Origin of the sequence: Paramicrobacterium salitolerans (assembly GCF_051513965.1) — a bacterium.
GTDB lineage: Bacteria > Actinomycetota > Actinomycetes > Actinomycetales > Microbacteriaceae > Paramicrobacterium.
The window spans coordinates 1,167,581-1,188,569 of the sequence record NZ_CP195847.1 but is presented as its reverse complement, the minus strand read 5'-3'; the positions used below and the strand labels follow the sequence as shown (position 1 = coordinate 1,188,569).

The following is a 20,989-nucleotide window of genomic DNA, read 5'->3' as shown; positions in this document are numbered from 1 at the left end:
CTCACCGACGGCCCATGAACCTCCATCCATCTGCAGTCACATCCACGGCTCCCGCAAGCTCGAGGACTCCGAGAGTGGCTCGCACCTCGTCGAGAGGCAGACCGCTGTGCTCAGCGATCTCCCGCGGACTCCGTCGACGGCGTGAGCTGAGGGCGTCGAGCACGCGGGTCTCTCGAGGGTCACGCCAGTCGAGGGGCAGTTCGAGAGGGCCTCCGAACCCTGCGAGTTCGATTATCTCGTCAGCGGAGGTCACGCAGATGGCGCTTCGCTCACGAAGAAGTCGATGGCACCCAGCTGAAAGCGCACTGGTGATCGGTCCGGGAACTGCGGCATACGGACGACCGACAGTGCTTGCATGCGCCGCCGTGTTGAGGGCCCCGCTTCGCCATCCGGCTTCGACGACGATGGTTGCGGCAGCCTGCGCTGCGATCAGTCGATTTCGCTGCAGGAACCGCCACTTCGAGGGCTGGCCGTCGCATGGCATTTCGCTGACAACAGCGCCATGACGTGTGATCTCCTGCAGAAGCCCCTCATGGTCTTTGGGATACGGCCGATCGACGCCTCCAGCCATGAAGGCCACTGTGGTGCCTCCCGTGAGGAGTGCTGTGCGGTGTGCGACTTTGTCGATGCCGAACGCGGCACCGGAGATGATCGAGAGCCCGTGCGAGACAAGCCCCGCGGTGAGCTCAGTCGCGCAGTGGATGCCATAGTCGGAGCTTTTGCGGGAACCGACCATGGCGATGCCCGGTGTCTGAAGCGCCGCGGCGTCGCCGAGCACCCAGAGGCCGATGGGTGCGTGCTCGCCAAGGTCGTTGAGCTGTCGCGGCCACTCGGCATCATCGGGAATGATGAATCGCGCCCCCGACGGCTCGCCGGCGCCGAGCGCATCGCGGGTCTTGGCTGCGTCGACTCTGCTGCACCAGCGTGCAAGCGCCCTCGTCAGCTCGCTGAGGAGATCGTCGTCGTCGTCCGCGACGGGGTACCCTCCTCTCCGGAGTTCCACCAAGACATCATCGGGGTCGGGATGCGTGGCGACGAGATCGAGGGCGTCAACAGCCCCAAGCGTTTCGATGAGCGTGTGCGCCATCCTGTCCCCCGGCTCCGCCACTCCTCCCCAGCGCGCTCGCGCCAGACGTTCATCACTCACCACGATCCTCCTCGTCTCAGATACAGAGCACGTCCCACGTGGTCTGCACCCGGGATTGACTGCTGGTCCAAGTCGCACACGCTCCATGCGAGTCGAAGCACGCGGTTATATCCGCGCATTGTGAGAGCACCGCGATCGAATGCGCGATCGAGCGGCGCGAGCACCTTCGGCGACAGCCTGCCCTTGCCTCGAAGCCACGCTCCGGGCACCTCAGCATTCCTGGTCCACGGCGTACCTCGCAGCCGTTCAGCTGCAGCGCGCCGCGCTGCCGCCACTCGACAGCGCATTTCGCTGCTCGTCACCGAATCGCTTCTCTCGGAGTCAGTGACGCGCAGTTGAAGTGCCGAGACCCTCGGCACCGACAGCTGGATGTCGACGCGATCCCTGAGCGGACCGGAGAGTCTGCCCATATATCGTTGGATCGAGAGCGCCGAGCAGGTGCACTCGGCATCGGGCGAGCCGAAGCTTCCGCATGGACACGGATTCGCCGCGAGAACCAGTTGAAAACTGCCGGGAAACGTCGCTACAGACTGTGCGCGGTGGATGATGATCGAGCCGCTCTCGAGAGGCTGACGCAGCGCATCGAGAACTGTTCGAGGAAATTCCGGAGCCTCGTCGAGAAACAGCACACCATGGGCAGCGCGTGCGGCTGCGCCGGGTCGGATCATTCCGCTACCACCGCCGATGATCGATGCCGCTGTGGCAGTGTGATGGGGCGCTTCGAATCCTGGGCGGACTCGCAGCGCATCGCCGGGCGCCTCACCGGCAAGGGAGCGAACGCTTGCGGCTTCGAGAGCCTCGTCAACCGTCAGATCGGGCAGAATCGTGGGCAACCGTTCAGCCAGCATTGTCTTACCCGCGCCCGGCGGGCCCACCATCATCAGGTGATGGCCTCCCGCGGCCGCGACCTCCAGTGCCGCGATCGCGTCCTGCTGCCCCACCACGTCCGCAACATCGAGGCCCTCGATGCTCGTCGGCTGCTCAGCCGGACTCAGCACGGGGTCTACCTCCCGCTCCTCGATATCCGCACCGTGGAAGATCGCCGCGTCACGAAGTGATCGAACCGGGATGACAGTTGCACCCGGAACGAGTCGCGCCTCGTCAGCGTTGCCGAACGGCACCATCACCCTCGTGCGTCCTTCTTTCACCGCCGCCCGAACTGCCGGAAGCACGCCCCGTACAGGGCGCAGTCGACCGTCAAGGCCCAGCTCCCCCAAGTGGACCACCTGGTCTACAGATGTTCGCGACACGACTCCGTCCGCCGCAAGACAGGCGATCGCGATGGACAGGTCGAACGAAGACCCCTGCTTCGGAAGGCTCGCGGGCGAGAGGTTCACTGTGATGCGTCGCGGAGAGAGGCGACACCCGGAGTTCGATGCTGCTTGCCTGACCCGGCCCTCCGCCTCGCGAAGAGAGCGGTCTCCGAGCCCGATGATCACAAATGCTGGGAGCTGAGCCGAGATGTCGGCTTCCACCTCAACCAACGTCCCCGAGAGTCCGATAAGCGCAATGGACCACGTTCTGGCGATGCTCATCAACACACCTCGATCAGATGCTCGATCGTCGGGCGTGAACTCCCTCTCGCCCAGAGGACTCCGATCGCGTCGATACGGACAGACCGACCAGTCCAACCAGTTTCACGACACCAGAGCCCCGCGAGCATCCGAAGGCGGGCGGCCTTCTCACGCGTGATGGCTTCGAAGGGATGACCGAAGCCTGTTCCAGCTCGAGTCTTGACCTCCACGATGACGGCGGTCTCGCCGTCCCGAGCTACGATGTCGACCTCGCCACGACCAGTCCGCCAGTTGCGGGCGAGTATGTCGTAGCCGCGTGCTCTCAGGTAGTCAGATGCGGCTTCTTCTCCACGCGCACCGAACTCTATTGTGCTCTCTCGCATGCCACAAGAGTGGCGGAGCTGAGAGCATCTGCCCAGGCGTCGTCAGCGAATTGTGGACAGTTCTCCCCTGACGGTGCCTGTGGGCGAACAGGAGCCGATCACTCGTCGAGTGCGAGGTCCTTCGGCAGCTCGAAGTCGCGGCTCTGCAGCTCTTCGACGTTGACGTCCTTGAATGTGAGGACCCGCACTGACTTCACGAAGCGATCAGAGCGGTAGATGTCCCACACCCACACGTCGCGCATTGTGATCTCGAAGTAGAAATCATGCTCCGTGTCGCGCCGCACCAGCTCGACTTCGTTTGCCAGATAGAAGCGCCGTTCTGTCTCGACGACATAGCCGAACTGCGACACGACGTCGCGGTACTCGCGGAACAGTGCCAGCTCGACCTCGCGGTCGTAATCCTCGAAATCCTCGTCATCCATGGTGCATTCATCCTACGTGTTCCGTGAGCCAGGTTCGCCGGTGCAGAGCCGAGAGCCCGACCTCGCGGATCGCGCTCATATGCGCTGCTGATCCGTAGCCTTTGTTGGCCTCCCAGGCGTACACGGGATTGGTGGCGTGTTCGAGGATCATCAGCGCATCGCGCTCTACCTTCGCAACGACGGATGCAGCCGCGATCGATGCGCAGTCCCGGTCGCCTTTCACGCGAGTGCGGACGTCGAGAGGGTACTGAAGCACGGGCGAGAGATAGTCGCGGTTGCCATCGAGCAGGACGATTGCGCTCACGATGTCGATTCCCTTGTCATGAAGCATGATCAACGCCCGCTTCGCCGCGATGCCGAGCGCAGCGGAGATACCGTGCACATCGATCTCCTGTGGCGTCGCAAGACCGACTGATGTGGCACGCGCCCATTCGGTCACGACCGGCGCGAGTGCGGTCCGCTTCTTCTCGCTCAGCATCTTGGAATCTCTCAGCCCCGTGGGAAACTCCACGTGGCCACTGTCGACCACGGCCATTCCGACGGCGACCGGTCCCGCTACCGCTCCTCTGCCGACCTCATCGCAGCCGATGACGAGCGGCGCCCCGTCGGCGATCAGCACACGCTCGACGTCGAGGGTGGGATCACAGACCGCCATTATGTGCGTCCTTCTCGCGCAGTTCAGGGCGCGGCATCCGGAATTCCCTCATAGATCTCAGGGTAGTCGCCCAGCCACTGCCATCGATCGACAGGCCAGCTGATCACGAATGCGCGTCCCACCACGTTCTCGATCGGGACGAACCCCTTGCCCGGGGTGTTGCCGTTGTATCGCGAGTCTTTCGAGTTGTAGCGGTTGTCACCCATCACCCAGAGCGAGCCCTCGGGAACTGTGACATCGAAGCTCGTCGCAGACACGGCTTGGGCCCCCTGCGGGAGCAGCAGATAGGACTCATTCAGCGGCACGCCGTTGACGCTCATCTGCCCCAGCGTGTTGCAGCAGGTCACGTGGTCCCCCGGTAACCCGATGACCCGCTTGATCAGGTGATCGTTGCTGTCGCTCACGGACAGCCCGACAGCGCTCATGAAGGAGTCCCAGGCACTGACGATCCATGGCTCGTCGGGATTCTCGAGAGGCCCCGAAAGCCACCCTCCAGGATCGGTGAACACCACGACATCACCACGCTGGATGTCGACGACGTCCGGAACGAGTTCGTTGACGATGATTCGGTCATTGATCTGAAGAGTGTTCTCCATCGACCCGGACGGAATGTAGAAGGAGCGAATGAGGAACGTCTTCACCAGAAAGGAGACCAGGAGCGCGACCACGATGATGATCGCGAGGTCACGAAGGAACGCGAGGACACCTCGCTGCCGCTTTCGCGACGTCACTGCTTCATCTGTCATTAAACCGCCCGAGCTCCCCACCATTCTAGGTGGGGAGCTCGGCTAACTCTGACCGCGACTGGCCTTAGCTTTCGCGCTTCTCGCGAATCTTGGCCTTCTTGCCGTGAAGGTTGCGCAGGTAGTAGATCTTCGCGCGGCGAACGTCACCGCGGGTGACGCGCTCGATCTTCTCGATGACCGGCGAGTGCACCGGGAAGGTACGCTCAACGCCGACCTGGAAGCTCACCTTGCGAACGGTGAAGGTTTCGCGGATGCCGTGGCCCTGGCGGCCGAGGACGACGCCCTGGAACACCTGCACACGCGAACGGTTACCCTCGATGATGTTGACGTGCACCTTGACAGTGTCACCGGCGCGGAAGTCAGGGATATCGGACTTGAGGGATGCTGCATCGACGAAGTCGAGGTTGTGCATGATCGTTCACTCTCTGTGCCCGCCACAGGTCGAGCACGACTACTTTCGGAAAGATGAGGATGCGTGCCTGATCCGATTCTCTCGGAGCCTGAGTTCCCCTATGGCAGAACTGAGCCAAGGCACGAACGTCTATTCTGCCATGAACCCTGGCGAGGCGCCAATTCTCAGGCGCTCTTGTCGTGACCGGATTCGTAGACCACGAAGACGTCGCGCTTTTCGAACTGACGGCGTGAGAATCGACTCTCGCGCTCGTGGGGAGGCGAGGCCATCTCCTCGAACTCCTTCAGCGTCTGCTTCGCTTTGCTCGTGACGCTCCGAACGAGTTCCCACAGCGACACCCAGAACATGACGAGCCCGAGAACGACAGTCAGAACTGCAAAGAGAGACGTCGTGGCCCCGAAGCATCCGAATCCGATGATGGAGACGTGCCACAGCGACAGCAGTGCCGCGTCCGTCCAGGAGACCGCGTTGGCATCGCGCACGTCCGCACGCGCGTAGAGCAGGAGCGTGATGATCAGCAACGCGACGAACAGCACGGGCGCCGCAATGACGACGCCGAGGAAGCTCCACGCGCTGCCGCCCCAGATGCCCCAGCCGACGAAGAGCCACAGCGGCAGCAGAAGCACAGCGGCGAGCTGCCAGTAGTACACGGCCCTACGAACGAACATGTCCCCATGCTAGGTCGACAGCCTGAGAGAACAACCGATGCGCACTGCGCGCTTCCTGCTGAAAGAATGGCGTCAGGAGGAACAATGATCGAACTGAGAACACCCCGTGAGATCGAGCAGATGCGTCCCGCCGGCCGCTTCGTCGCCGAGACCCTGACGGCTCTTGCCGACGCCGCCGATGTCGGTGTCAATCTCCTCGACCTCGACGCGCTCGCACACGAGCGAATCAGGAAGCACGGCGCGGAGTCCTGCTACATCGACTACCACCCGTCATTCGGTGCGATGCCCTTCGGAAAGGTTCTCTGCACTTCTGTGAACGACGCTGTGCTGCACGGCCTCCCGCGCGACTACCGGCTGCGCGACGGAGATCTTCTGAGCGTCGACTTCGCGGCATCCGTCGACGGCTGGGTCTCAGACTCAGCGCTCAGCATCATCGTCGGGACTCCTCGTGACGAGGACGTGCGACTCATCGATGTCACGACGCAGGCCCTGCAGGCGGGGATCCGGGCAGCTAACGTCGGCGGTCGCGTCGGCGACATCTCTGCTGCCATCGCCGAGATCGCACACAGCGCCGGCTACTCGATCAACACAGACTTCGGCGGGCACGGCGTGGGACGGACCATGCACGGCGACCCTCACATTCCGAACGATGGGCGCGCCGGGCGGGGGTACCCGCTCAGGCCAGGGCTTGTGATCGCGATCGAGCCCTGGTTCCTTCAGTCGACAGACAAGATCGTGACGGATGCCGATGGCTGGACGCTCCGGAGTGCCGACGGCTCCCGGGGAGCCCACATGGAGCACACGATCGCCATCACGGAAGACGGCCCTCTCGTTCTGACCGCTCGCTGAATCGAGCCCTCAGTCAGCGAGCAGGTCAGGCCGGACCCGACGCGTTCGCTCCACCTGCTGCTCTCTGCGCCACGCGTCAACCGCGCCATGATTGCCGCTGAGCAGGATAGGCGGCACATCGTGGCCGCGCCATGACGCTGGCTTGGTGTAGCTCGGGTACTCGAGCAGGCCATCTTCGTGCGACTCGTCCACGAGACTCTCCGGGTTTCCGACCACGCCGGGAACGAGACGTCCGATCGCTTCGATCATCGCCATGACGGCGACCTCTCCCCCGTTCAGCACATAGTCGCCGAGACTGACCAGGCGTACGCGTGCACGTTCGGCAGTGTGGTCGAAGACTCGCTGATCGATGCCTTCGTATCGACCACAGCCGAAGACGATGTGCTCCTCCGCACTGAGCTCGCGAGCCATCTTCTGGGTGAACACCTCGCCGGCGGGCGACGGGAAGATGACGACAGGATCCGCCGACGGAGAGAGCACCTCATCGAGGGCTTCGCCCCACGGCTCCGGTTTCATGACCATTCCCGCACCGCCCCCGTAGGGAGTGTCGTCGACAGTCCGGTGCCGATCGTGCGTGTAATCCCGCAGGTTGTACACGCCGAGCTCAATCAGCCCCGTCTGGCGGGCACGTCCGAGCAGTGAGATATCAAGAATCTCGAAGAACTCGGGAAAGATCGTGACGATGTCAAAGCGCATCCTCTGAGTCTATGACTCGCTGGAGCGCGAGACAGACGCCTCAACTGTCGGTGCTGTCCTCGGACTCCGAGACATCTTCGAAGAGCCCGGCGGGAGGTGTGACGGTGACAGTTCCTGCGTCGATGTCGACTGTCGGCACGATGTCGGCGACGAACGGCACCATGACCTCACGCCCCTCGGAGGTCACGATCAGGAGGTCCTGCGCGGGAAGATGATCGACGCGGGTCACTGTGCCGACAGTCTCACCGTCGCGCACGACGCGCAGCCCGACGAGCTGGTGGTCATACCATGCATTGTCTTCAACGTGACCGGCGTCGTCCGTCCAAAGAATGGCCTTGACGACCGTCTCGGCAGCTGTGCGGTCGGTGATGCCTTCGAAGAAGGCGACGGGGGCCCCGTTGTACCACCGAAGCTCGGAGAGCGTGAGGCTCTTGCCGTGCCAGGGCGACGAGTCGGGAACTTGGAGGCTGAATACAGCCCCCGGGACGAACCTGCGATCAGGATCGTCGGTGTAGAGTTCCAGCTTCAGGGCGCCCTTGAGGCCGTGGGCCTTCGTCAGGCGCCCAACGCGCAGCTGGGTGCGTTCGGGTTTCTTCGTCACCACGTCAGTTGTCAGTGTCGACGACGTCGACGCGTACGCGATCACCGTCGGCGAGAGCGCCGACGACGGTTCGGAGCGCTTTGGCTGTGCGACCGGAGCGCCCGATGACGCGGCCGAGGTCCTCGGGGTTCACACGAACCTCGAGGACCTCACCGCGCGAGGTGCTCTTCGACGCCACGTTGACATCGTCGGGGTTGTCGACGATGCCTCGGACGAGATGTTCCAGAGCGGGAGCGAGCAAGATCAGGCCTGCTCCTCTGCCGGAGCCTCAGCGGACTCGGCGTCAGCGTCAGCCGGCTTCTCGTCGGCCTTCTTCTCGCTCTTCGGCTTCAGCACCGGCTTCTTCTTCTCGTCGGCGACGAATTCAACCTTCGCCTCCGGCTTCTGCACGGTCGAAGCGGCATCCTTCTCACCCTTGAACTTGCCCCAGTCGCCCGTGAGCTTGAGCAGTGCGTGAACCTGCTCGGTGGGCTGAGCGCCCACGGAGAGCCAGTACTGCGCACGCTCTGAGTCGATCTCGATGAGCGAGGGCTGCTCGGTGGGGTGGTACTTGCCGATCTCCTCGATGACACGGCCATCGCGCTTGGTGCGCGAGTCAGCCACGACGACACGGTAGTACGGCGCACGAATCTTGCCGAGGCGCTTCAGACGGATTTTGACAGCCACAATTCTCCTGAAATTGTCTGGTGGTTGATGTGTCAGCACCGGCAGGTGGGGTACACAGACGGCACGAAAACTGATGGTGGGCTGCGATCACCAGATAGAGGGTCGGGTGGTCACAGCTTCAGCGCTCTATTCTGCCAGATCCGGCGACTCATCGCTAATTGCGCCCGTCGGGCTTCACTCTGCGTCTTTTCCCCGTACTCTCAAGGTGTCACATCGAGTCCGAACGAAGGCAGAACGCCGATGGCACTTGAATTCGCTTCATCAGCACGCTCCTCGATCGGGCTGGAGTGGGAAGTCGCTCTTGTCGATCAGATCACCGGCGAACTCGTCAATGCCGCGAGCGACATCCTCCGGGAGCTGCAGAGCCCAGCTGGACACGAGCACCCGCAGATCGTGAGTGAGCTTCTTCAGAACACTGTCGAGCTCGTGAGCGGCGTGCACCGCGATGTTCCGTCAGCCGTGGCGGAGCTCACGGGTCTGCTCGACGATCTGAGGCGAGTCGCAGATGCCCGTGGAGTCTCCCCCATCGGCGCTGGAACCCATCCGTTCGGGCAGTGGTTCGATCAGCCGGTCACTGACAAGGAGCGTTACCACAAGCTGATCGAGCGGACACAGTGGTGGGGACGCAACATGCTGATCTGGGGCGTCCACGTCCACGTCGGCATCGAAGACGTGCGTAAGGCGGTGCCGATCGTCTCGGGAATGCTGACGTACTTCCCGCACGTGCTCGCGCTGTCCTCGTCGAGCCCGTTCTGGGGAGGGGTCGACACCGGCTACGCCTCGAATCGCTCGCTGATGTTCCAGCAGCTCCCGACCGCAGGACTCCCCTACGAGCAGGTGCGCACATGGTCTGATTTCGAACGCTACGTCGACGACGAGCTCATCACGGGAATCATTGAGGACCCGACAGAGGTGCGCTGGGACGTACGACCGTCAGCGACCTGGGGAACCGTCGAAGTCCGCTTCTGCGACAGCACGTCGACGGCGAAGGAGCTTGGAACCGTCGCAGCGTTCATCCACTGTCTCGTCGAAGAGCTATCGCAGCGGCTGGACTCCGGCCACGAGATCGAGGCGCTCCAACCGTGGTTCGTGCGCGAGAACAAATGGCGTGCCGCACGCTACGGCCTCGACGCCACGATCATCGTCGACCGGAATGGCCAGCAGCGCCGGGTTGCCGATGACATCCGAAGAATCGCCGACCGCCTGCTCCCAATCGCAGAATCTCTCGGATGCTCCCAGGAGCTGAGCGCCGTCGACGAACTCATCTCTCACGGAGGAAGCTGCGCCCGCCAGCGGCGTGTGGCCACGGCCGCCGACGGAGATCTCAGTCAGGTCGTGCGACACCTCGTTCGTGAGCTGGAGGGCTGAGCCCGAACTCAGCGGCCGAGGAACTTCTGAAGCGCTTCGAGCTCCTCTTCGCTCGGAGCATTCGCACCGCCGCTGAGCCCGAAGCCGCTGCCCGACGACGCCGGGGACTGCGGCTCCTTCAGCGCACCGGCGTTCTCCGCAGCGCGCTTTGCGGGGTTGCCCGACCGAGAGCCGCCCTTCTTCTTGCCCTTCTTTGACTTGCGGCTCGCGCCACCATGCCCGCCGGGGATCGGTCCCATTCCCGGAATCTGAGGGACGCCACCCTTCGCGACCGTCTTCATCATCTTCGCCGCCTGCTCGAAGCGCGTGACGAGCTGATTCACTTCAGTCACTGTCGTTCCCGAACCACGGGCAATGCGAAGACGGCGCGAGCCGTTGAGAAGCTTCGGGTTCGTCCGCTCAGCGCGCGTCATCGACTGGATGATCGCTTCGGTGCGCACGATCTCGCTCTCGTCGAAGGCATCCAACTCCTCCCGCATCTGACCCATACCCGGCAGCATGCCCATCATCTTCTTGATGGAGCCCATGTTGCGCAGCTGCTGCATCTGCTTGAGGAAGTCGTCGAGCGTGAAGGTGTCCGTCGCGAACTTCTCCGCGACCTTGCGCGCCTCCTCCTCGTCGAAGGCCTTCTGCGCCTGTTCGATCAGAGTGAGGACGTCACCGAGATCGAGGATGCGGCTGGCCATACGGTCCGGGTGGAAAGGCTCGAAGTCACCGAGTCCCTCACCGGTCGAGGCGAACAGAATCGGGCGACCGGTGACGGATGCAACCGACAGCGCCGCGCCGCCTCGGGCGTCGCCGTCCAGCTTCGAGAGGACGACCCCCGTGAAGTCGACGCCCTCCTGGAAGGCCTTCGCCGTCGCCACGGCATCCTGACCGATCATGGCGTCGATGACGAAGAGCACTTCGTCCGGATCGACGGCCTTGCGGATCTTCGCGGCCTGCTTCATGAGCTCTTCATCGACACCGAGCCGTCCGGCGGTGTCGATGATGACGGTGTCGTACTGCTTGTCACGAGCGTGTTTCAGAGAGTCCTTCGCCACACGAACCGGGTCGCCGACGCCGTTACCGGGCTCGGGCGCGAAGAGCGCCGCACCCGACTGCTCAGCGACGACGCCGAGCTGTGTGACCGCGTTGGGGCGCTGGAGGTCACAGGCCACGAGCAGAGGTGTGTGACCGTCGTTCTTGAGCCACGTCGCGAGCTTTCCCGCGAGCGTGGTCTTACCAGCACCCTGCAGACCGGCGAGCATGATGACCGTCGGCGGCGTCTTCGCGAACTCGAGCCGGCGCTGCTCTCCGCCCAGGATCTCGACGAGCTCCTCGTTGACGATCTTGACGACCTGCTGGGCCGGATTGAGTGCCTTGTTGACCTCATCGCCGAGCGCACGCTCGCGCACGCGCCCAGTGAACTCCTTGACGACGTCGAATGCGACGTCCGCGTCGATCAGTGCACGACGTATCTCGCGTACGGTGCCGTCGATATCCGACGCGGAGAGGGTTCCCTTCTTGCGAAGGTTCTTGAAGGTCTCGACGAGACGGTCTGAGAGCGATCCGAAAGTAGCCATTTGGACATCGATTCTAATCGGTTCCGCTGAGCATCGTGGACGAGCACCGGGCAGAACCGTGTCAGAGTTTCTGGTTTGCGTACATTAAGATACTGTTTCTCCATGCTCTCAACTCAAATCATCGGACTGGCGCCCGATTTCGTGCCGTACAGCGCCGCATGGGACCTTCAGCGGCGCACTCACCGCCTCGTCGCCGATGGCCATGCGTCGGACACACTCCTGCTGCTCGAACACGCGGCGGTCTACACAGCGGGAAAGCGGACCGAAGACGACGAACGCCCGGACGACGGCACCCCCGTGATCGATGTGGATCGCGGCGGGAAGATCACGTGGCACGGTCCCGGACAGCTGGTCGGCTATCCCATCCTCAAACTCGCCGATCCCATCGACGTCGTCGCGTACGTCCGAAAGCTCGAGGTCGCACTGATCGGCGTCCTCGCGGACTTCGGCGTAGCGGCAGAGCAGGTGGCGGGACGCTCCGGTGTTTGGGTGCGGAGCTCTGCCGGAGACAGCAAGATCGCGGCGATCGGCGTGCGCGTCGCGGAGAAGGTGACGATGCACGGCTTCGCTGTGAACTGCGACAACTCGCTCGCTCCGTTCGAGCACATCATTCCCTGCGGCATCCGCGACGCTGGCGTCACAACCGTGAGCGAGCAGCTCGGCCGGCGCGTCACCCCCGCGGATCTCGCACCCGCCGTGACCGATGCGATCACGGCGACCTTCGCCGGAGAGGAGGCACTGGTATGAGCGGCTGCGGAGTCTCCCCGAACGCTCCCGCCTCGGGTCCGGGAGGACGCAAACTGCTGCGACTCGAGATCAGGAACTCTCAGGTTCCGATCGAGAAGAAGCCCGAATGGATCAAGACGCGAGCGCGGATGGGGCCTGAGTTCCGCCAGCTGAGCGCACTCGTGAAGGACGAACAGCTTCACACCGTGTGCCAAGAAGCAGGATGCCCGAACATCTACGAGTGCTGGGAAGACCGCGAGGCGACGTTCCTGATCGGCGGTTCCCAGTGCACCAGGCGCTGCGACTTCTGCCAGATCGACACGGGCAAGCCCGCGGAGTACGACCGCGACGAGCCGCGCCGGGTGGCGGAGAGCGTGCAGCGCATGGGACTGAACTACGCGACTGTCACAAGCGTCGCTCGGGACGACCTGCCTGACACCGGCGCGTGGCTCAACGCGGAGACGGTACGTCAGATCCATGCGAAGAATCCCAATACCGGGGTTGAGCTGCTCGCCAACGATCACAGCGGCAAGCCGGAGTTCCTCGGCCAGATATTCGATGCTCGGCCCGAGGTGTTTGCGCACAACGTGGAGACGGTGCCACGCATCTTCCGGCGCATTCGACCCGCGTTCACCTATGAGCGTTCCCTTGGCGTCCTCACGCAGGCGCACGACGCGGGGCTCATCACGAAGTCCAACCTGATCCTCGGCATGGGTGAGGAGCCATACGAGGTGATCCAGACACTGCACGATCTTCGCGACGCAGGAACCGACATCATCACGCTCACTCAGTACCTGCGTCCCTCCCCCAGGCACCTCCCCATCGATCGATGGGTGAAGCCTCAGGAGTTCATCGAGTTCAAGGAGGCTGCGGAGCAGATCGGGTTCCTCGGTGTGTTGGCGGGCCCACTCGTCCGCTCCTCGTATCGCGCCGGGCGCCTCTGGGCTCAGTCGATGGTCGCCTCAGGACGGACGATTCCGAACGAGCTCCGACACTTGGCGGACAGGACGAAGACGTTCGCTCAGGCGGTCGGCTGAGAGTTCACGACAGCAGCTCGATGGCGACGGATTCGCCCCGCACGCTCAGGTGCACGAGAAGGGCGAGTTCGTTGTCATCTGGCGCGATCGCAAACTCGAGCGTGGCAAAGGCTTCGCCCTCTCCCGACTGGTGAGGATGAAGCGCCACGCGCAGCAGCTCGAGTGAGCGGATGATGTCGATCTCTCGATCGCCCGACTCTCGGGTCACGTACGCGGAGAGCTCGGGCCCGAGGATGTCATCGATCTCGAGCAGATACGCGGTTACGTCACTCGTCGCGGCGCCGATCTCCGCGATGATCGCCTCTCGGGCGCGCATGTCGAGGCCTTCGAGCGCCCCGATCATGACCTGCGCGGCCTCGAGTGAGTCCTCTGAGACGTCGACTCCCGCGGGAGCGCTGAGACTCACGTCGACCGTCTGATCCCCGGCATCCACGGTCTCGGACCAATAGAGCGCGCCGGATTCGTCTGATTCGATGACTCCGAAGTAGTCGTGTTCGATTCCCATCAGGACCCCACAAGATTCTGAGCGAAGACGTGCGGGGTGAAGCCGGTGATATCACCGATGCGCTCGCCCTGCCCGACGAGCTTGATCGGAAGTCCCGTGCGCTCCTGCACGGCGAGAACGAAGCCGCCCTTCGCCGAGCCGTCGAGCTTGGTCAGGACGAGCCCGGTCACTCCCGCGTGCTCGATGAACGACTGCGCCTGCTGCACTCCGTTCTGACCGGTCGTCGCGTCGAGCACGAGCAGAACCTCGGCAATCTCCGCCTGCTTTTCGACGACCCGTCGGATCTTCGAGAGTTCGTCCATGAGGCCGCCCTTCGTGTGCAGGCGGCCCGCGGTGTCGATGATCACGATCTCGGTTCCTGTCGTGATCGCGCGCTCCACAGTCTGATAGGCCACGGACGCCGGGTCCTGCCCCTCATGCTGCGGTTTGACGATCGCGGCTCCCGCTCGCTCGGCCCAGGTCGCGAGCTGATCGACGGCGGCGGCTCGGAAAGTGTCCGCGGCGCCGACGACGACGCTGCGCCCCGCGTTGCCGATGAAGCGCGCGAGCTTCCCGATCGTCGTGGTCTTACCCACCCCATTGACGCCGACGACGAGCACGACGGCGGGGCGCTCGCTGAGGTTCAGCGTCGTGTCGAACTTCGACAGGCGCTCGTCGATGCTCTCACGCAGCATCCTCTTGAGATCGCGTGGGTCTGTCGTGTGGTAGCGGTCGACCTTCTCACGAAGATCGTCGATGATCGCTTCGGCGATGTCAGACCCGAAGTCGGCGGTGATGAGCGCGTACTCGAGATCATCCCACGTCGTTTCGTCGATCGTCTGTCGTCCGAACATCCCTTTCAGAGCTCCGGAGAGCGACCACGGAGTGCGTTCTGCCATGCCTCAAGCGTACCGGCATGGCCGTGAGGTCACGCACTCTCCGCTTCGTCCGCGAGACGCTGCCCGACCACAGCCGAGACGCCGTCCTGCCGCATCGACACTCCGTACAGAGCGTCCGCGATCTCCATCGTCCGCTTCTGGTGAGTGATGACGATCAGCTGAGAGCTCTCGCGCAGCGTCTCGAAGATGGCGAGCAGCCTGCCGAGGTTCGCGTCGTCGAGCGCCGCCTCGACCTCGTCCATGATGTAGAACGGGCTCGGCCGTGCCTTGAAGATCGCGATGAGCAGCGCGACTGCCGCGAGCGAGCGCTCGCCGCCCGACAGGAGCGACAGGCGGTCGATCTTCTTGCCCGCAGGCCGAACCGCCACGTTGATACCGGTCTCGAGCATGTTGTCGGGGTCCGTGAGCGAGATGCTCCCGGTGCCTCCCGGAAACAGAATCGGGAAGACTTCGGCGAACGCATCCCGTGTGTCGTCGAACGCGGCGCGGAAGATCGTCTGCATCTTCTCGTCGAGGTCGTCGATGATCGTGAGAAGGTCCTTGCGTGTGTTCGTGAGATCGGTGAGCTGCTCCGTGAGGAACTTGTGGCGCTGTTCGAGAGCAGCGAACTCCTCAAGCGCAAGCGGATTCACCCGCCCCAGCTTCTGCAGCTGCCGCTCGGCTTTCTCGAGTCGTCTCTTCTGCTCGTGGCGGTCGTACGGGACGGTCTCGATGTCGTCGTACCCGGCGCCGTCAGTCGAGGATGCTTCGCCGCTCTGCTCGTCGACGGCTGACGGCTCCGTCTCTGACGTGTCATCCTCGTCGGCGCTCGACTCCGGCTCGCGCGCGGCATTCGGGGCATCCGACACGTCGACGGGAACGGGCACGTCCGGGCCGTACTCTGCAATGAGAACGTCTTCGACCAGCCCGAGCTCGCTGCCCGCACGCTCCAGGAGGCTCGAGAGCTGCAGCTTCTTCTCGTAGATCTGCAGCTCGAGCCCGTGAACGTCCTCGGTGACCGCCTGAAGCCTCTCACGAAGTCCGGCTTCCTCCCGTCGGAGGCCCGCGAGCTCTTCATTCTGGCTCGCCCGCTGCTCTTCGGCCCGGGCGAGTTCGATGGATGCCTCGCGGACCGAGCTCTCCACGGAGGCGAGCACGTCGGGCAGCGCCTCGGCGACCGCGGTCGCGGCCTCAAGCTGACGCCGACGAACGACCGCTCGTCGCGCAGCCGCCTCTGCGGCCTGCTGCTCTCTCTGACGCCTCTGCTTCAGCGTATGAATGTGATCGGCGTGGGCGCTGACGCGCTCGCGAGCGGTCTCCACTCGGAACCGCGCTTCGACCTCAGCCTCTCGCGCGCGCTCGCGTTCGAGGGCGAGCTCGTCACGTCCGGATACGTCGAGGATGGGCCGCGGTCTGGACTTCGCGGTCTCGAGCGCTGCCTTCGCCCTGTCGTTCGCCGCCTCGGCCTCGGCGACGGATGACTCCGACTGCTCGAGCGCCGTCGTCAGTCGCTCACACTCCTGAACCGCAGCTTCGTGCTGCACGCGGGCCTTGTTGAGAGCCTCCGTCTCGGCGGCGAGCTGCGCGTCGAACTCACGGAGCGCACTGAGTGCGATCTGCGACTGGTCCTTCGCAGCTTTGTGCTCAGCCCGCTGTGTGTTCAGCTCTTCGCTCGTCTGCTCGATGAGGCCGGTCACCTCGGAGTGACGCTCGTCAGCGGCATCCCTCTCGGCGATCAGCTCGATGCGCCCCTGCTCCCCGCCGGAGCCGCCGCGCAGCACGTACTCGGTGAGGACATCGCCCTCGGACGTCACGAGCGTGGCGTACGCCGCGTGCTCTCCCAGCTCGGCGCGAGCGGAACGCGCCGCGGCGATGTCGGGAACGATCAGGACTGTGTCGAGAATTCCGAGCACGCCGTCGGGGCCGGTCACGACGGATGCCGCGGCGACCGCGTTCGCCACTGAGGGCAGTGCCGCACGCCGCGGTGCGTCCGCGCGCACGATTGCGACGCGCCCCAGATCGTTCTGCTTCGCATGAGCCATCGCGTCATCTGCGGCATCGGCGTCGTCTGCGAGGACCGCGTCGGCGAGGGTTCCGAGACCGGCCGCGATCGCCGCCTCGTACCCGTTCGTGACGACGAGGCTGTCGGCGACGACGCCACGCACACCGGGCAGAGAGGCCGCCACCAGGTCAGCGGCACCGTCGCGGATGTCGAGCGCACGCGAGAGCGCGCTCGTCTTCGCCGCGAGAGCGTCGCGCTCGCGCTCGTAGCCGTGCAGCTGGTCACGGAGTCTCTCGATCTCCCCCTCAGCTTCGAACACACGGGACTGCGCGAGCTCGTACGCCTCATCGAGGCCGGATTCGCTCTCTGAGCTTTCGGTCGAGCTGTCTTCCAGCTGGTCGAGGCGGATCTTCGCCTCGTCGCGCCGCTGGAACGCGGCATCCAACGCATTCTGCTGGCGGAGACGCTCGCCTCTGACGGCCGCGAGCTTCGAAGCCGCCGTCTCCGCCTGCCCCGAGAGCTTCGTGATCTCCAGGTCGTGCTTCGACACGAGTTCGCTCTGCGCCTGGATCTCCTCGTCGACGGCATCCAACCGTCTCTTCGTCTCTGCGGTGTGCGCCTGTGCCGCGGCGAACTCGCGCTCAGCGGCGGTGATGTCATCACGCAGCTGATCGAGCTCGCTCTCGGCATCCGCGATCATCTGCGTCGAAACCGTCTGATGGGTCTCCTCCTGCTCAGACTGCGCGTCGAGGAGAGCGATGCGCTGCCCGGTGAGCGAGTGGAGGTTCCTCAGACTCTGCTGGACCGAGTCGAGGTCGTAGGAGACCTTGCGCGCCTCGTCGACCGCGTCGCCGAGCTGGGCCTTCTCGATGTGTGCAATGCGCAGCTGCTTCTGTTCGAGCTGCTCCTGCAGCACGATGCGCTCGGTGTGCCGCTCGCTCTCCGACCGGCCGAAGGAGTCGAGTGCGGTGCGGAGCGTGACGACGTCATCGGCGAGGATGCGCGCTCTGGCGTCACGAACGACCGCGGCGATCGTCTGCGCCTCACGCGCGATCTCGGCCTGGCGCCCGAGCGGCTTGAGCTGGCGACGGATCTCTCCCGCGAGATCGCTGAGGCGCGTCAGGTTCGTCTCCATCGCCTCGAGCTTGCGGACGGTCTTCTCTTTGCGCCTGCGGTGCTTGAGGATTCCCGCGGCCTCTTCGATGAAGCCGCGTCGCTCCTCGGGGCTGGCGTGCAGCACGGTGTCGAGCCGCCCCTGCCCCACGATGACGTGCATCTCACGCCCGAGCCCGGAGTCGCTCAGCAGCTCCTGCACGTCGAGCAGGCGGCATCCCTCACCATTGATGGCATACTCGCTGCCGCCATTTCGGAACAGCGTGCGGCTGATGGTGACTTCGCTGTACTCGATCGGAAGCGCACCGTCGGTGTTGTCGATCGTGAGGGTCACCTCGGCGCGGCCGAGCGGACCTCGCGTCGACGTGCCGGCGAAGATGACATCCTCCATCTTGCCGCCGCGGAGGTTCTTGACGCCCTGCTCCCCCATCACCCACGCGAGGGCGTCCACCACGTTGGACTTTCCGGAGCCGTTCGGCCCGACGACGCACGTGACACCCGGTTCGAAGGCGAAGGTCGTCGGCTGGGCGAACGACTTGAAGCCCTTGAGGGTGAGGCTCTTCAAATACAACGCGTCAGCCTTTCGATGGCCCGGAACTTACTGGCTCCACGGTAGCGGATGCCGCGGCCGGGCCCGCGGAGCCTGGCGGCGTTCCACCCGAATCGGTCTTGCGTGCTCACCAGCGCTTCTGGCAGGACGGACAGAAATGCGACGAGCGGTTCATGAACGCTGTGCGCACGATTGTGGTTCCGCACCGCGGACACGCGCGCCCGTCCTGCCCGTATGCGTTGAGGCTGTGCGCAAAATAACCGGCCTGACCGTTGACGTTGACATACTGCGCGTCGAAGCTCGTGCCGCCCTCCGCGAGGGCCTTGCGCAGCACGAGCCGGACGTTCTCCAGCACGTCTGCGATGCGCCGCTTCGACATCCGCTGCGCGATCTGTTCGCCGTGCACACATGCGCCCCACAGCGCTTCGTCTGCGTAGATGTTGCCGATGCCGCTCACGATGCCCTGGTCGAGCAGCACCCTTTTGATGGCCGAGCGCCGCGACTTCACGCGGTCGATCAGCGAGGCCTCGTCACAGGCGGGGTCGAGGGGGTCACGGGCGATGTGCGCGACCTGCGCCGGAATGCGCGGTTCGGCAGTCGCGTGGCCGGCGAAGCCGCCAGGTTCTCCATCGTTCGTCGGCACAAGTCGATCGATCGCCATGCTGCCGAAGATCCGCTGATCGGCGAAGTTGAGCCGAAGCTCGCCGTGGTCAGGGTGCTCGATCGTCAGCCCGATGCGCGTGTGTCTGTCTTCCACACCGGGTTCGCGCAGCAGGAGTTGACCGCTCATGCCAAGGTGCGCGACGAGAGCACGGTCGTCGCCGACCGGCATCCACAGAAACTTTCCGCGTCTCACCGCTCCCTGAATGCGTCGCCCCGTGAGCGTCTCAGCGAACTCCCCGTGGGACGCGTCGTGTCTCTTCAGAGAGCGCTCGTCGAAGACCTCGACGGAGGTGACGAGCGCACCAGTGACAGCGGGTTCGAGACCGAGGCGGACGACCTCGACTTCGGGCAACTCAGGCATGCAGTTCGGTCCAGGCAGCCAGCGCAGCGGCCATCTCGGCCTGTTTCTTGCTCGTTCCGGTTCCGGTGGCGGTCACGAGATTTCCGACGCTGACCGTCGCGGTGAACCGTCGATCGTGGTCCGGACCTGTGCTCTCGATCGTGTACTCAGGTGCGGGCGCCTGGCGTTCGGCGGCTGCCTCCTGCAGATGGGTCTTCGGATCCATCGCCGCGCCGAACCTGGCCGCCTCATGCAGCAGCGGTCCGACAAGGCGCATCACGAGATCGCGGGCTTCCTCCGGACCCTGATCGAGGTACACAGCACCGAAGAGCGCCTCCATGGTGTCGGCGAGAATGGATGCTTTCTCACGACCGCCCGTGAGCTCTTCGCCCCGGCCGAGCAGAATGTACTTCCCGAGTCCGATTCGGCCGGCGACTTCAGCCAGCGCCACCGTCGAGACGACCGCAGCCCGCATCTGCGCGAGCTCTCCCTCGGGAAGATCGGGATTGTCGCGATAGAGAGTCGTCGTGATCGCAAGCCCGAGAACGGAGTCGCCGAGGAACTCGAGGCGCTCGTTGTGCGGAACACCGCCGTGCTCGTACGCGTAGGAGCGGTGAGTCAGGGCGAGTTCGAGTAGATCCGGATCAACCGAAACGCCGAGGACCGCCAGAAGCGGTCCTCGGTCGGTAGTCAGTTGCGGCTCACGTCGAGCCGACGCGGCGCGATGCACCTCAGACGTCGGCGACCTTGCGGCCCTTGTACTCGAGGAACAGCTCGGTTCCAGCCGAGTCGGTGACGACCTTCGCACGGTGCGGGAGGCTGTAGGTGACCTGACCGTTCTCGACGGTCTTCACCAGCGTCGGGGCGCTAGCCTTCCACTGCGAACGACGGGCGCGGGTGTTTGCGCGCGACTTCTTCCGCTTGGGAACAGCCATGGGTTATCTCTCTTCTCTGTCTGACGCACTCGAGTCTTCGGTGCCTGGGCTTGAGGAGAACCGAGCAAGTGCTTCCCACCTGGGGTCCAGCACCTCGCGGGGTTCCCTTTCCGGATGGTCGGCCAGACGCTCGCCGGTCTCGGGATCGAGTCCGGGGCAATCCGGTCGGCAGACCGGCTGAAACGGCAGCGACAAAACCACTGCGTCTCTGACAAGAGGTTCAAGATCCACGTGGTCATCGTGAACCTCATGCTCAGAAGCTTCCTCACTAGAGTACGCGAAAAGTTCCTGAAATTCGACTTCGACGCGTTGCGCTATATCGGTGAGGCACCGTCCGCAGACTCCCGTGGCGGTCGTCGAGACATCCGCGGTCACGAGAATGCCTTCGTGCACGGACTCGAGGCGGACGTCCTCCTCGATCTCCGCGCCTTCTTTCACCGAGATGAGGCCCTCGCCCAGCTTTTCTGGCGCGACAACGCTCAGGGAGTGTTCGCGCATCTGGCCGGGACGGCCGATGAGGTCGCGCACGCCGATGGAGAATGCTGATTTCTTGCTTCCGGTCACACGCC

Annotated in this window: 24 protein-coding genes; 4 read left to right on the top strand and 20 right to left on the bottom strand. The window is 64.3% G+C overall.

Annotated elements, in window-relative coordinates; genetic code table 11:
- Window position 1: 1 nt before the first annotated feature.
- From dprA to ACSAGD_RS05590, 8 genes are all read right to left on the bottom strand, one after another.
- Window positions 2-1,147, bottom strand: coding sequence for a DNA-processing protein DprA (gene dprA / locus ACSAGD_RS05625; RefSeq protein ID WP_437584744.1), 1,146 nt, complete (start codon window positions 1,145-1,147; stop codon window positions 2-4).
- Complete coding sequence (locus tag ACSAGD_RS05620; protein WP_437584743.1) at window positions 1,144-2,682, bottom strand: YifB family Mg chelatase-like AAA ATPase; 1,539 nt, start codon at window positions 2,680-2,682, stop codon at window positions 1,144-1,146. The genes dprA and ACSAGD_RS05620 overlap by 4 nt, the downstream gene beginning before the upstream one ends.
- Window positions 2,682-3,044 (bottom strand): YraN family protein, encoded by a 363-nt coding sequence (locus tag ACSAGD_RS05615; protein ID WP_437584742.1) that lies wholly within the window; start codon window positions 3,042-3,044, stop codon window positions 2,682-2,684. The genes ACSAGD_RS05620 and ACSAGD_RS05615 overlap by 1 nt, the downstream gene beginning before the upstream one ends.
- Window positions 3,045-3,142: 98 nt before the next feature.
- Window positions 3,143-3,466 carry a DUF2469 family protein gene (locus ACSAGD_RS05610; protein ID WP_437584741.1) on the bottom strand — a complete coding sequence of 108 codons (324 nt, stop codon included), beginning with the start codon at window positions 3,464-3,466 and terminating at the stop codon, window positions 3,143-3,145.
- Between the two features lie 7 nt (window positions 3,467-3,473).
- Window positions 3,474-4,121 (bottom strand): ribonuclease HII, encoded by a 648-nt coding sequence (locus ACSAGD_RS05605; RefSeq protein ID WP_437584740.1) that lies wholly within the window; start codon window positions 4,119-4,121, stop codon window positions 3,474-3,476.
- Between the two features lie 23 nt (window positions 4,122-4,144).
- Window positions 4,145-4,867, bottom strand: coding sequence for a signal peptidase I (lepB, locus tag ACSAGD_RS05600; protein ID WP_437584739.1), 723 nt, complete (start codon window positions 4,865-4,867; stop codon window positions 4,145-4,147).
- 64 nt (window positions 4,868-4,931) lie between these two features.
- Window positions 4,932-5,279, bottom strand: a complete 348-nt coding sequence (gene rplS, locus ACSAGD_RS05595; RefSeq protein WP_437584738.1) for a 50S ribosomal protein L19 — start codon at window positions 5,277-5,279, stop codon at window positions 4,932-4,934.
- 164 nt (window positions 5,280-5,443) lie between these two features.
- Window positions 5,444-5,947 (bottom strand): hypothetical protein, encoded by a 504-nt coding sequence (locus tag ACSAGD_RS05590; protein ID WP_437584737.1) that lies wholly within the window; start codon window positions 5,945-5,947, stop codon window positions 5,444-5,446.
- An 84-nt stretch (window positions 5,948-6,031) separates the two neighbouring features.
- Between ACSAGD_RS05590 and map the strand changes: the two genes are divergently transcribed.
- Window positions 6,032-6,796 (top strand): type I methionyl aminopeptidase, encoded by a 765-nt coding sequence (gene map, locus ACSAGD_RS05585; RefSeq protein ID WP_437584736.1) that lies wholly within the window; start codon window positions 6,032-6,034, stop codon window positions 6,794-6,796.
- A 9-nt stretch (window positions 6,797-6,805) separates the two neighbouring features.
- Here map and trmD read toward each other — a convergent pair whose 3' ends face one another.
- The 4 genes from trmD to rpsP are packed head-to-tail and all read right to left on the bottom strand — an operon-like array spanning window position 6,806 to window position 8,759.
- The gene (trmD, locus tag ACSAGD_RS05580; protein ID WP_437584735.1) at window positions 6,806-7,492 is read right to left on the bottom strand and encodes a tRNA (guanosine(37)-N1)-methyltransferase TrmD; all 687 of its coding nucleotides are present in this window, start codon (window positions 7,490-7,492) and stop codon (window positions 6,806-6,808) included.
- A gap of 40 nt (window positions 7,493-7,532) precedes the next feature.
- Complete coding sequence (rimM, locus tag ACSAGD_RS05575) at window positions 7,533-8,093, bottom strand: ribosome maturation factor RimM (protein WP_437584734.1); 561 nt, start codon at window positions 8,091-8,093, stop codon at window positions 7,533-7,535.
- 4 nt (window positions 8,094-8,097) lie between these two features.
- On the bottom strand, window positions 8,098-8,334 hold the full coding sequence (locus ACSAGD_RS05570; RefSeq protein WP_437584733.1) for an RNA-binding protein: 237 nt from the start codon (window positions 8,332-8,334) through the stop codon (window positions 8,098-8,100).
- A gap of 2 nt (window positions 8,335-8,336) precedes the next feature.
- Window positions 8,337-8,759: a 30S ribosomal protein S16 gene (gene rpsP, locus ACSAGD_RS05565; protein ID WP_437584732.1), complete on the bottom strand. Its 423-nt coding sequence runs from the start codon at window positions 8,757-8,759 to the stop codon at window positions 8,337-8,339.
- 240 nt (window positions 8,760-8,999) lie between these two features.
- On the opposite strand from rpsP, the gene ACSAGD_RS05560 reads away from it, so the two are divergent.
- Complete coding sequence (locus tag ACSAGD_RS05560) at window positions 9,000-10,127, top strand: glutamate--cysteine ligase (protein ID WP_437584731.1); 1,128 nt, start codon at window positions 9,000-9,002, stop codon at window positions 10,125-10,127.
- 8 nt (window positions 10,128-10,135) lie between these two features.
- Here the strand turns inward: ACSAGD_RS05560 and ffh are convergent, their stop codons facing one another.
- Complete coding sequence (ffh, locus tag ACSAGD_RS05555) at window positions 10,136-11,692, bottom strand: signal recognition particle protein (RefSeq protein ID WP_437584730.1); 1,557 nt, start codon at window positions 11,690-11,692, stop codon at window positions 10,136-10,138.
- Between the two features lie 102 nt (window positions 11,693-11,794).
- Between ffh and lipB the strand changes: the two genes are divergently transcribed.
- Both lipB and lipA read left to right on the top strand, forming a co-directional pair.
- Window positions 11,795-12,439, top strand: a complete 645-nt coding sequence (lipB, locus tag ACSAGD_RS05550; protein WP_437584729.1) for a lipoyl(octanoyl) transferase LipB — start codon at window positions 11,795-11,797, stop codon at window positions 12,437-12,439.
- On the top strand, window positions 12,436-13,455 hold the full coding sequence (lipA, locus tag ACSAGD_RS05545) for a lipoyl synthase (protein ID WP_437584728.1): 1,020 nt from the start codon (window positions 12,436-12,438) through the stop codon (window positions 13,453-13,455). Before lipB ends, lipA begins: the two co-directional genes overlap by 4 nt.
- A 4-nt stretch (window positions 13,456-13,459) precedes the next feature.
- Here the strand turns inward: lipA and ACSAGD_RS05540 are convergent, their stop codons facing one another.
- The 7 genes from ACSAGD_RS05540 to ACSAGD_RS05510 all read right to left on the bottom strand — a co-directional run bounded on the left by ACSAGD_RS05540 (window position 13,460) and on the right by ACSAGD_RS05510 (window position 20,918).
- On the bottom strand, window positions 13,460-13,960 hold the full coding sequence (locus ACSAGD_RS05540; RefSeq protein ID WP_437584727.1) for a DUF2004 domain-containing protein: 501 nt from the start codon (window positions 13,958-13,960) through the stop codon (window positions 13,460-13,462).
- The gene (gene ftsY, locus ACSAGD_RS05535; protein WP_437584726.1) at window positions 13,960-14,838 is read right to left on the bottom strand and encodes a signal recognition particle-docking protein FtsY; all 879 of its coding nucleotides are present in this window, start codon (window positions 14,836-14,838) and stop codon (window positions 13,960-13,962) included. Before ftsY ends, ACSAGD_RS05540 begins: the two co-directional genes overlap by 1 nt.
- A 29-nt stretch (window positions 14,839-14,867) precedes the next feature.
- Entirely contained in the window at window positions 14,868-18,503 is a 3,636-nt protein-coding gene (gene smc / locus ACSAGD_RS05530; protein ID WP_437584725.1) for a chromosome segregation protein SMC, read from the bottom strand.
- Window positions 18,504-18,609: 106 nt separating this feature from the next.
- Window positions 18,610-19,506: a bifunctional DNA-formamidopyrimidine glycosylase/DNA-(apurinic or apyrimidinic site) lyase gene (mutM, locus tag ACSAGD_RS05525; RefSeq protein WP_437584724.1), complete on the bottom strand. Its 897-nt coding sequence runs from the start codon at window positions 19,504-19,506 to the stop codon at window positions 18,610-18,612.
- Entirely contained in the window at window positions 19,499-20,215 is a 717-nt protein-coding gene (gene rnc / locus ACSAGD_RS05520) for a ribonuclease III (protein ID WP_437584723.1), read from the bottom strand. The genes mutM and rnc overlap by 8 nt, the downstream gene beginning before the upstream one ends.
- Window position 20,216: 1 nt before the next feature.
- Complete coding sequence (gene rpmF, locus ACSAGD_RS05515; protein ID WP_437584722.1) at window positions 20,217-20,420, bottom strand: 50S ribosomal protein L32; 204 nt, start codon at window positions 20,418-20,420, stop codon at window positions 20,217-20,219.
- Window positions 20,421-20,423: 3 nt separating this feature from the next.
- Window positions 20,424-20,918: a YceD family protein gene (locus ACSAGD_RS05510; protein ID WP_437585113.1), complete on the bottom strand. Its 495-nt coding sequence runs from the start codon at window positions 20,916-20,918 to the stop codon at window positions 20,424-20,426.
- Between the last annotated feature and the right edge of the window lie 71 nt (window positions 20,919-20,989).

Excerpts from the sequence above, each read along its gene's own strand:
- ACSAGD_RS05620 (WP_437584743.1), bottom strand. The coding sequence starts at position 2,682 with ATGAGCATCGCCAGAACGTGGTCCATTGCGCTTATCGGACTCTCGGGG.
- ACSAGD_RS05510 (WP_437585113.1), bottom strand. The coding sequence starts at position 20,918 with ATGCGCGAACACTCCCTGAGCGTTGTCGCGCCAGAAAAGCTGGGCGAG.
- ACSAGD_RS05590 (WP_437584737.1), bottom strand. The coding sequence starts at position 5,947 with ATGTTCGTTCGTAGGGCCGTGTACTACTGGCAGCTCGCCGCTGTGCTT.
- ACSAGD_RS05560 (WP_437584731.1), top strand. The coding sequence starts at position 9,000 with ATGGCACTTGAATTCGCTTCATCAGCACGCTCCTCGATCGGGCTGGAG.
- ACSAGD_RS05605 (WP_437584740.1), bottom strand. The coding sequence starts at position 4,121 with ATGGCGGTCTGTGATCCCACCCTCGACGTCGAGCGTGTGCTGATCGCC.
- lipA (WP_437584728.1), top strand. The coding sequence starts at position 12,436 with ATGAGCGGCTGCGGAGTCTCCCCGAACGCTCCCGCCTCGGGTCCGGGA.
- mutM (WP_437584724.1), bottom strand. The coding sequence starts at position 19,506 with ATGCCTGAGTTGCCCGAAGTCGAGGTCGTCCGCCTCGGTCTCGAACCC.
- map (WP_437584736.1), top strand. The coding sequence starts at position 6,032 with ATGATCGAACTGAGAACACCCCGTGAGATCGAGCAGATGCGTCCCGCC.
- ACSAGD_RS05615 (WP_437584742.1), bottom strand. The coding sequence starts at position 3,044 with ATGCGAGAGAGCACAATAGAGTTCGGTGCGCGTGGAGAAGAAGCCGCA.
- ffh (WP_437584730.1), bottom strand. The coding sequence starts at position 11,692 with ATGGCTACTTTCGGATCGCTCTCAGACCGTCTCGTCGAGACCTTCAAG.
- rplS (WP_437584738.1), bottom strand. The coding sequence starts at position 5,279 with ATGCACAACCTCGACTTCGTCGATGCAGCATCCCTCAAGTCCGATATC.
- lipB (WP_437584729.1), top strand. The coding sequence starts at position 11,795 with ATGCTCTCAACTCAAATCATCGGACTGGCGCCCGATTTCGTGCCGTAC.
- ACSAGD_RS05540 (WP_437584727.1), bottom strand. The coding sequence starts at position 13,960 with ATGGGAATCGAACACGACTACTTCGGAGTCATCGAATCAGACGAATCC.
- ACSAGD_RS05610 (WP_437584741.1), bottom strand. The coding sequence starts at position 3,466 with ATGGATGACGAGGATTTCGAGGATTACGACCGCGAGGTCGAGCTGGCA.
- trmD (WP_437584735.1), bottom strand. The coding sequence starts at position 7,492 with ATGCGCTTTGACATCGTCACGATCTTTCCCGAGTTCTTCGAGATTCTT.
- rpmF (WP_437584722.1), bottom strand. The coding sequence starts at position 20,420 with ATGGCTGTTCCCAAGCGGAAGAAGTCGCGCGCAAACACCCGCGCCCGT.
- ftsY (WP_437584726.1), bottom strand. The coding sequence starts at position 14,838 with ATGGCAGAACGCACTCCGTGGTCGCTCTCCGGAGCTCTGAAAGGGATG.
- lepB (WP_437584739.1), bottom strand. The coding sequence starts at position 4,867 with ATGACAGATGAAGCAGTGACGTCGCGAAAGCGGCAGCGAGGTGTCCTC.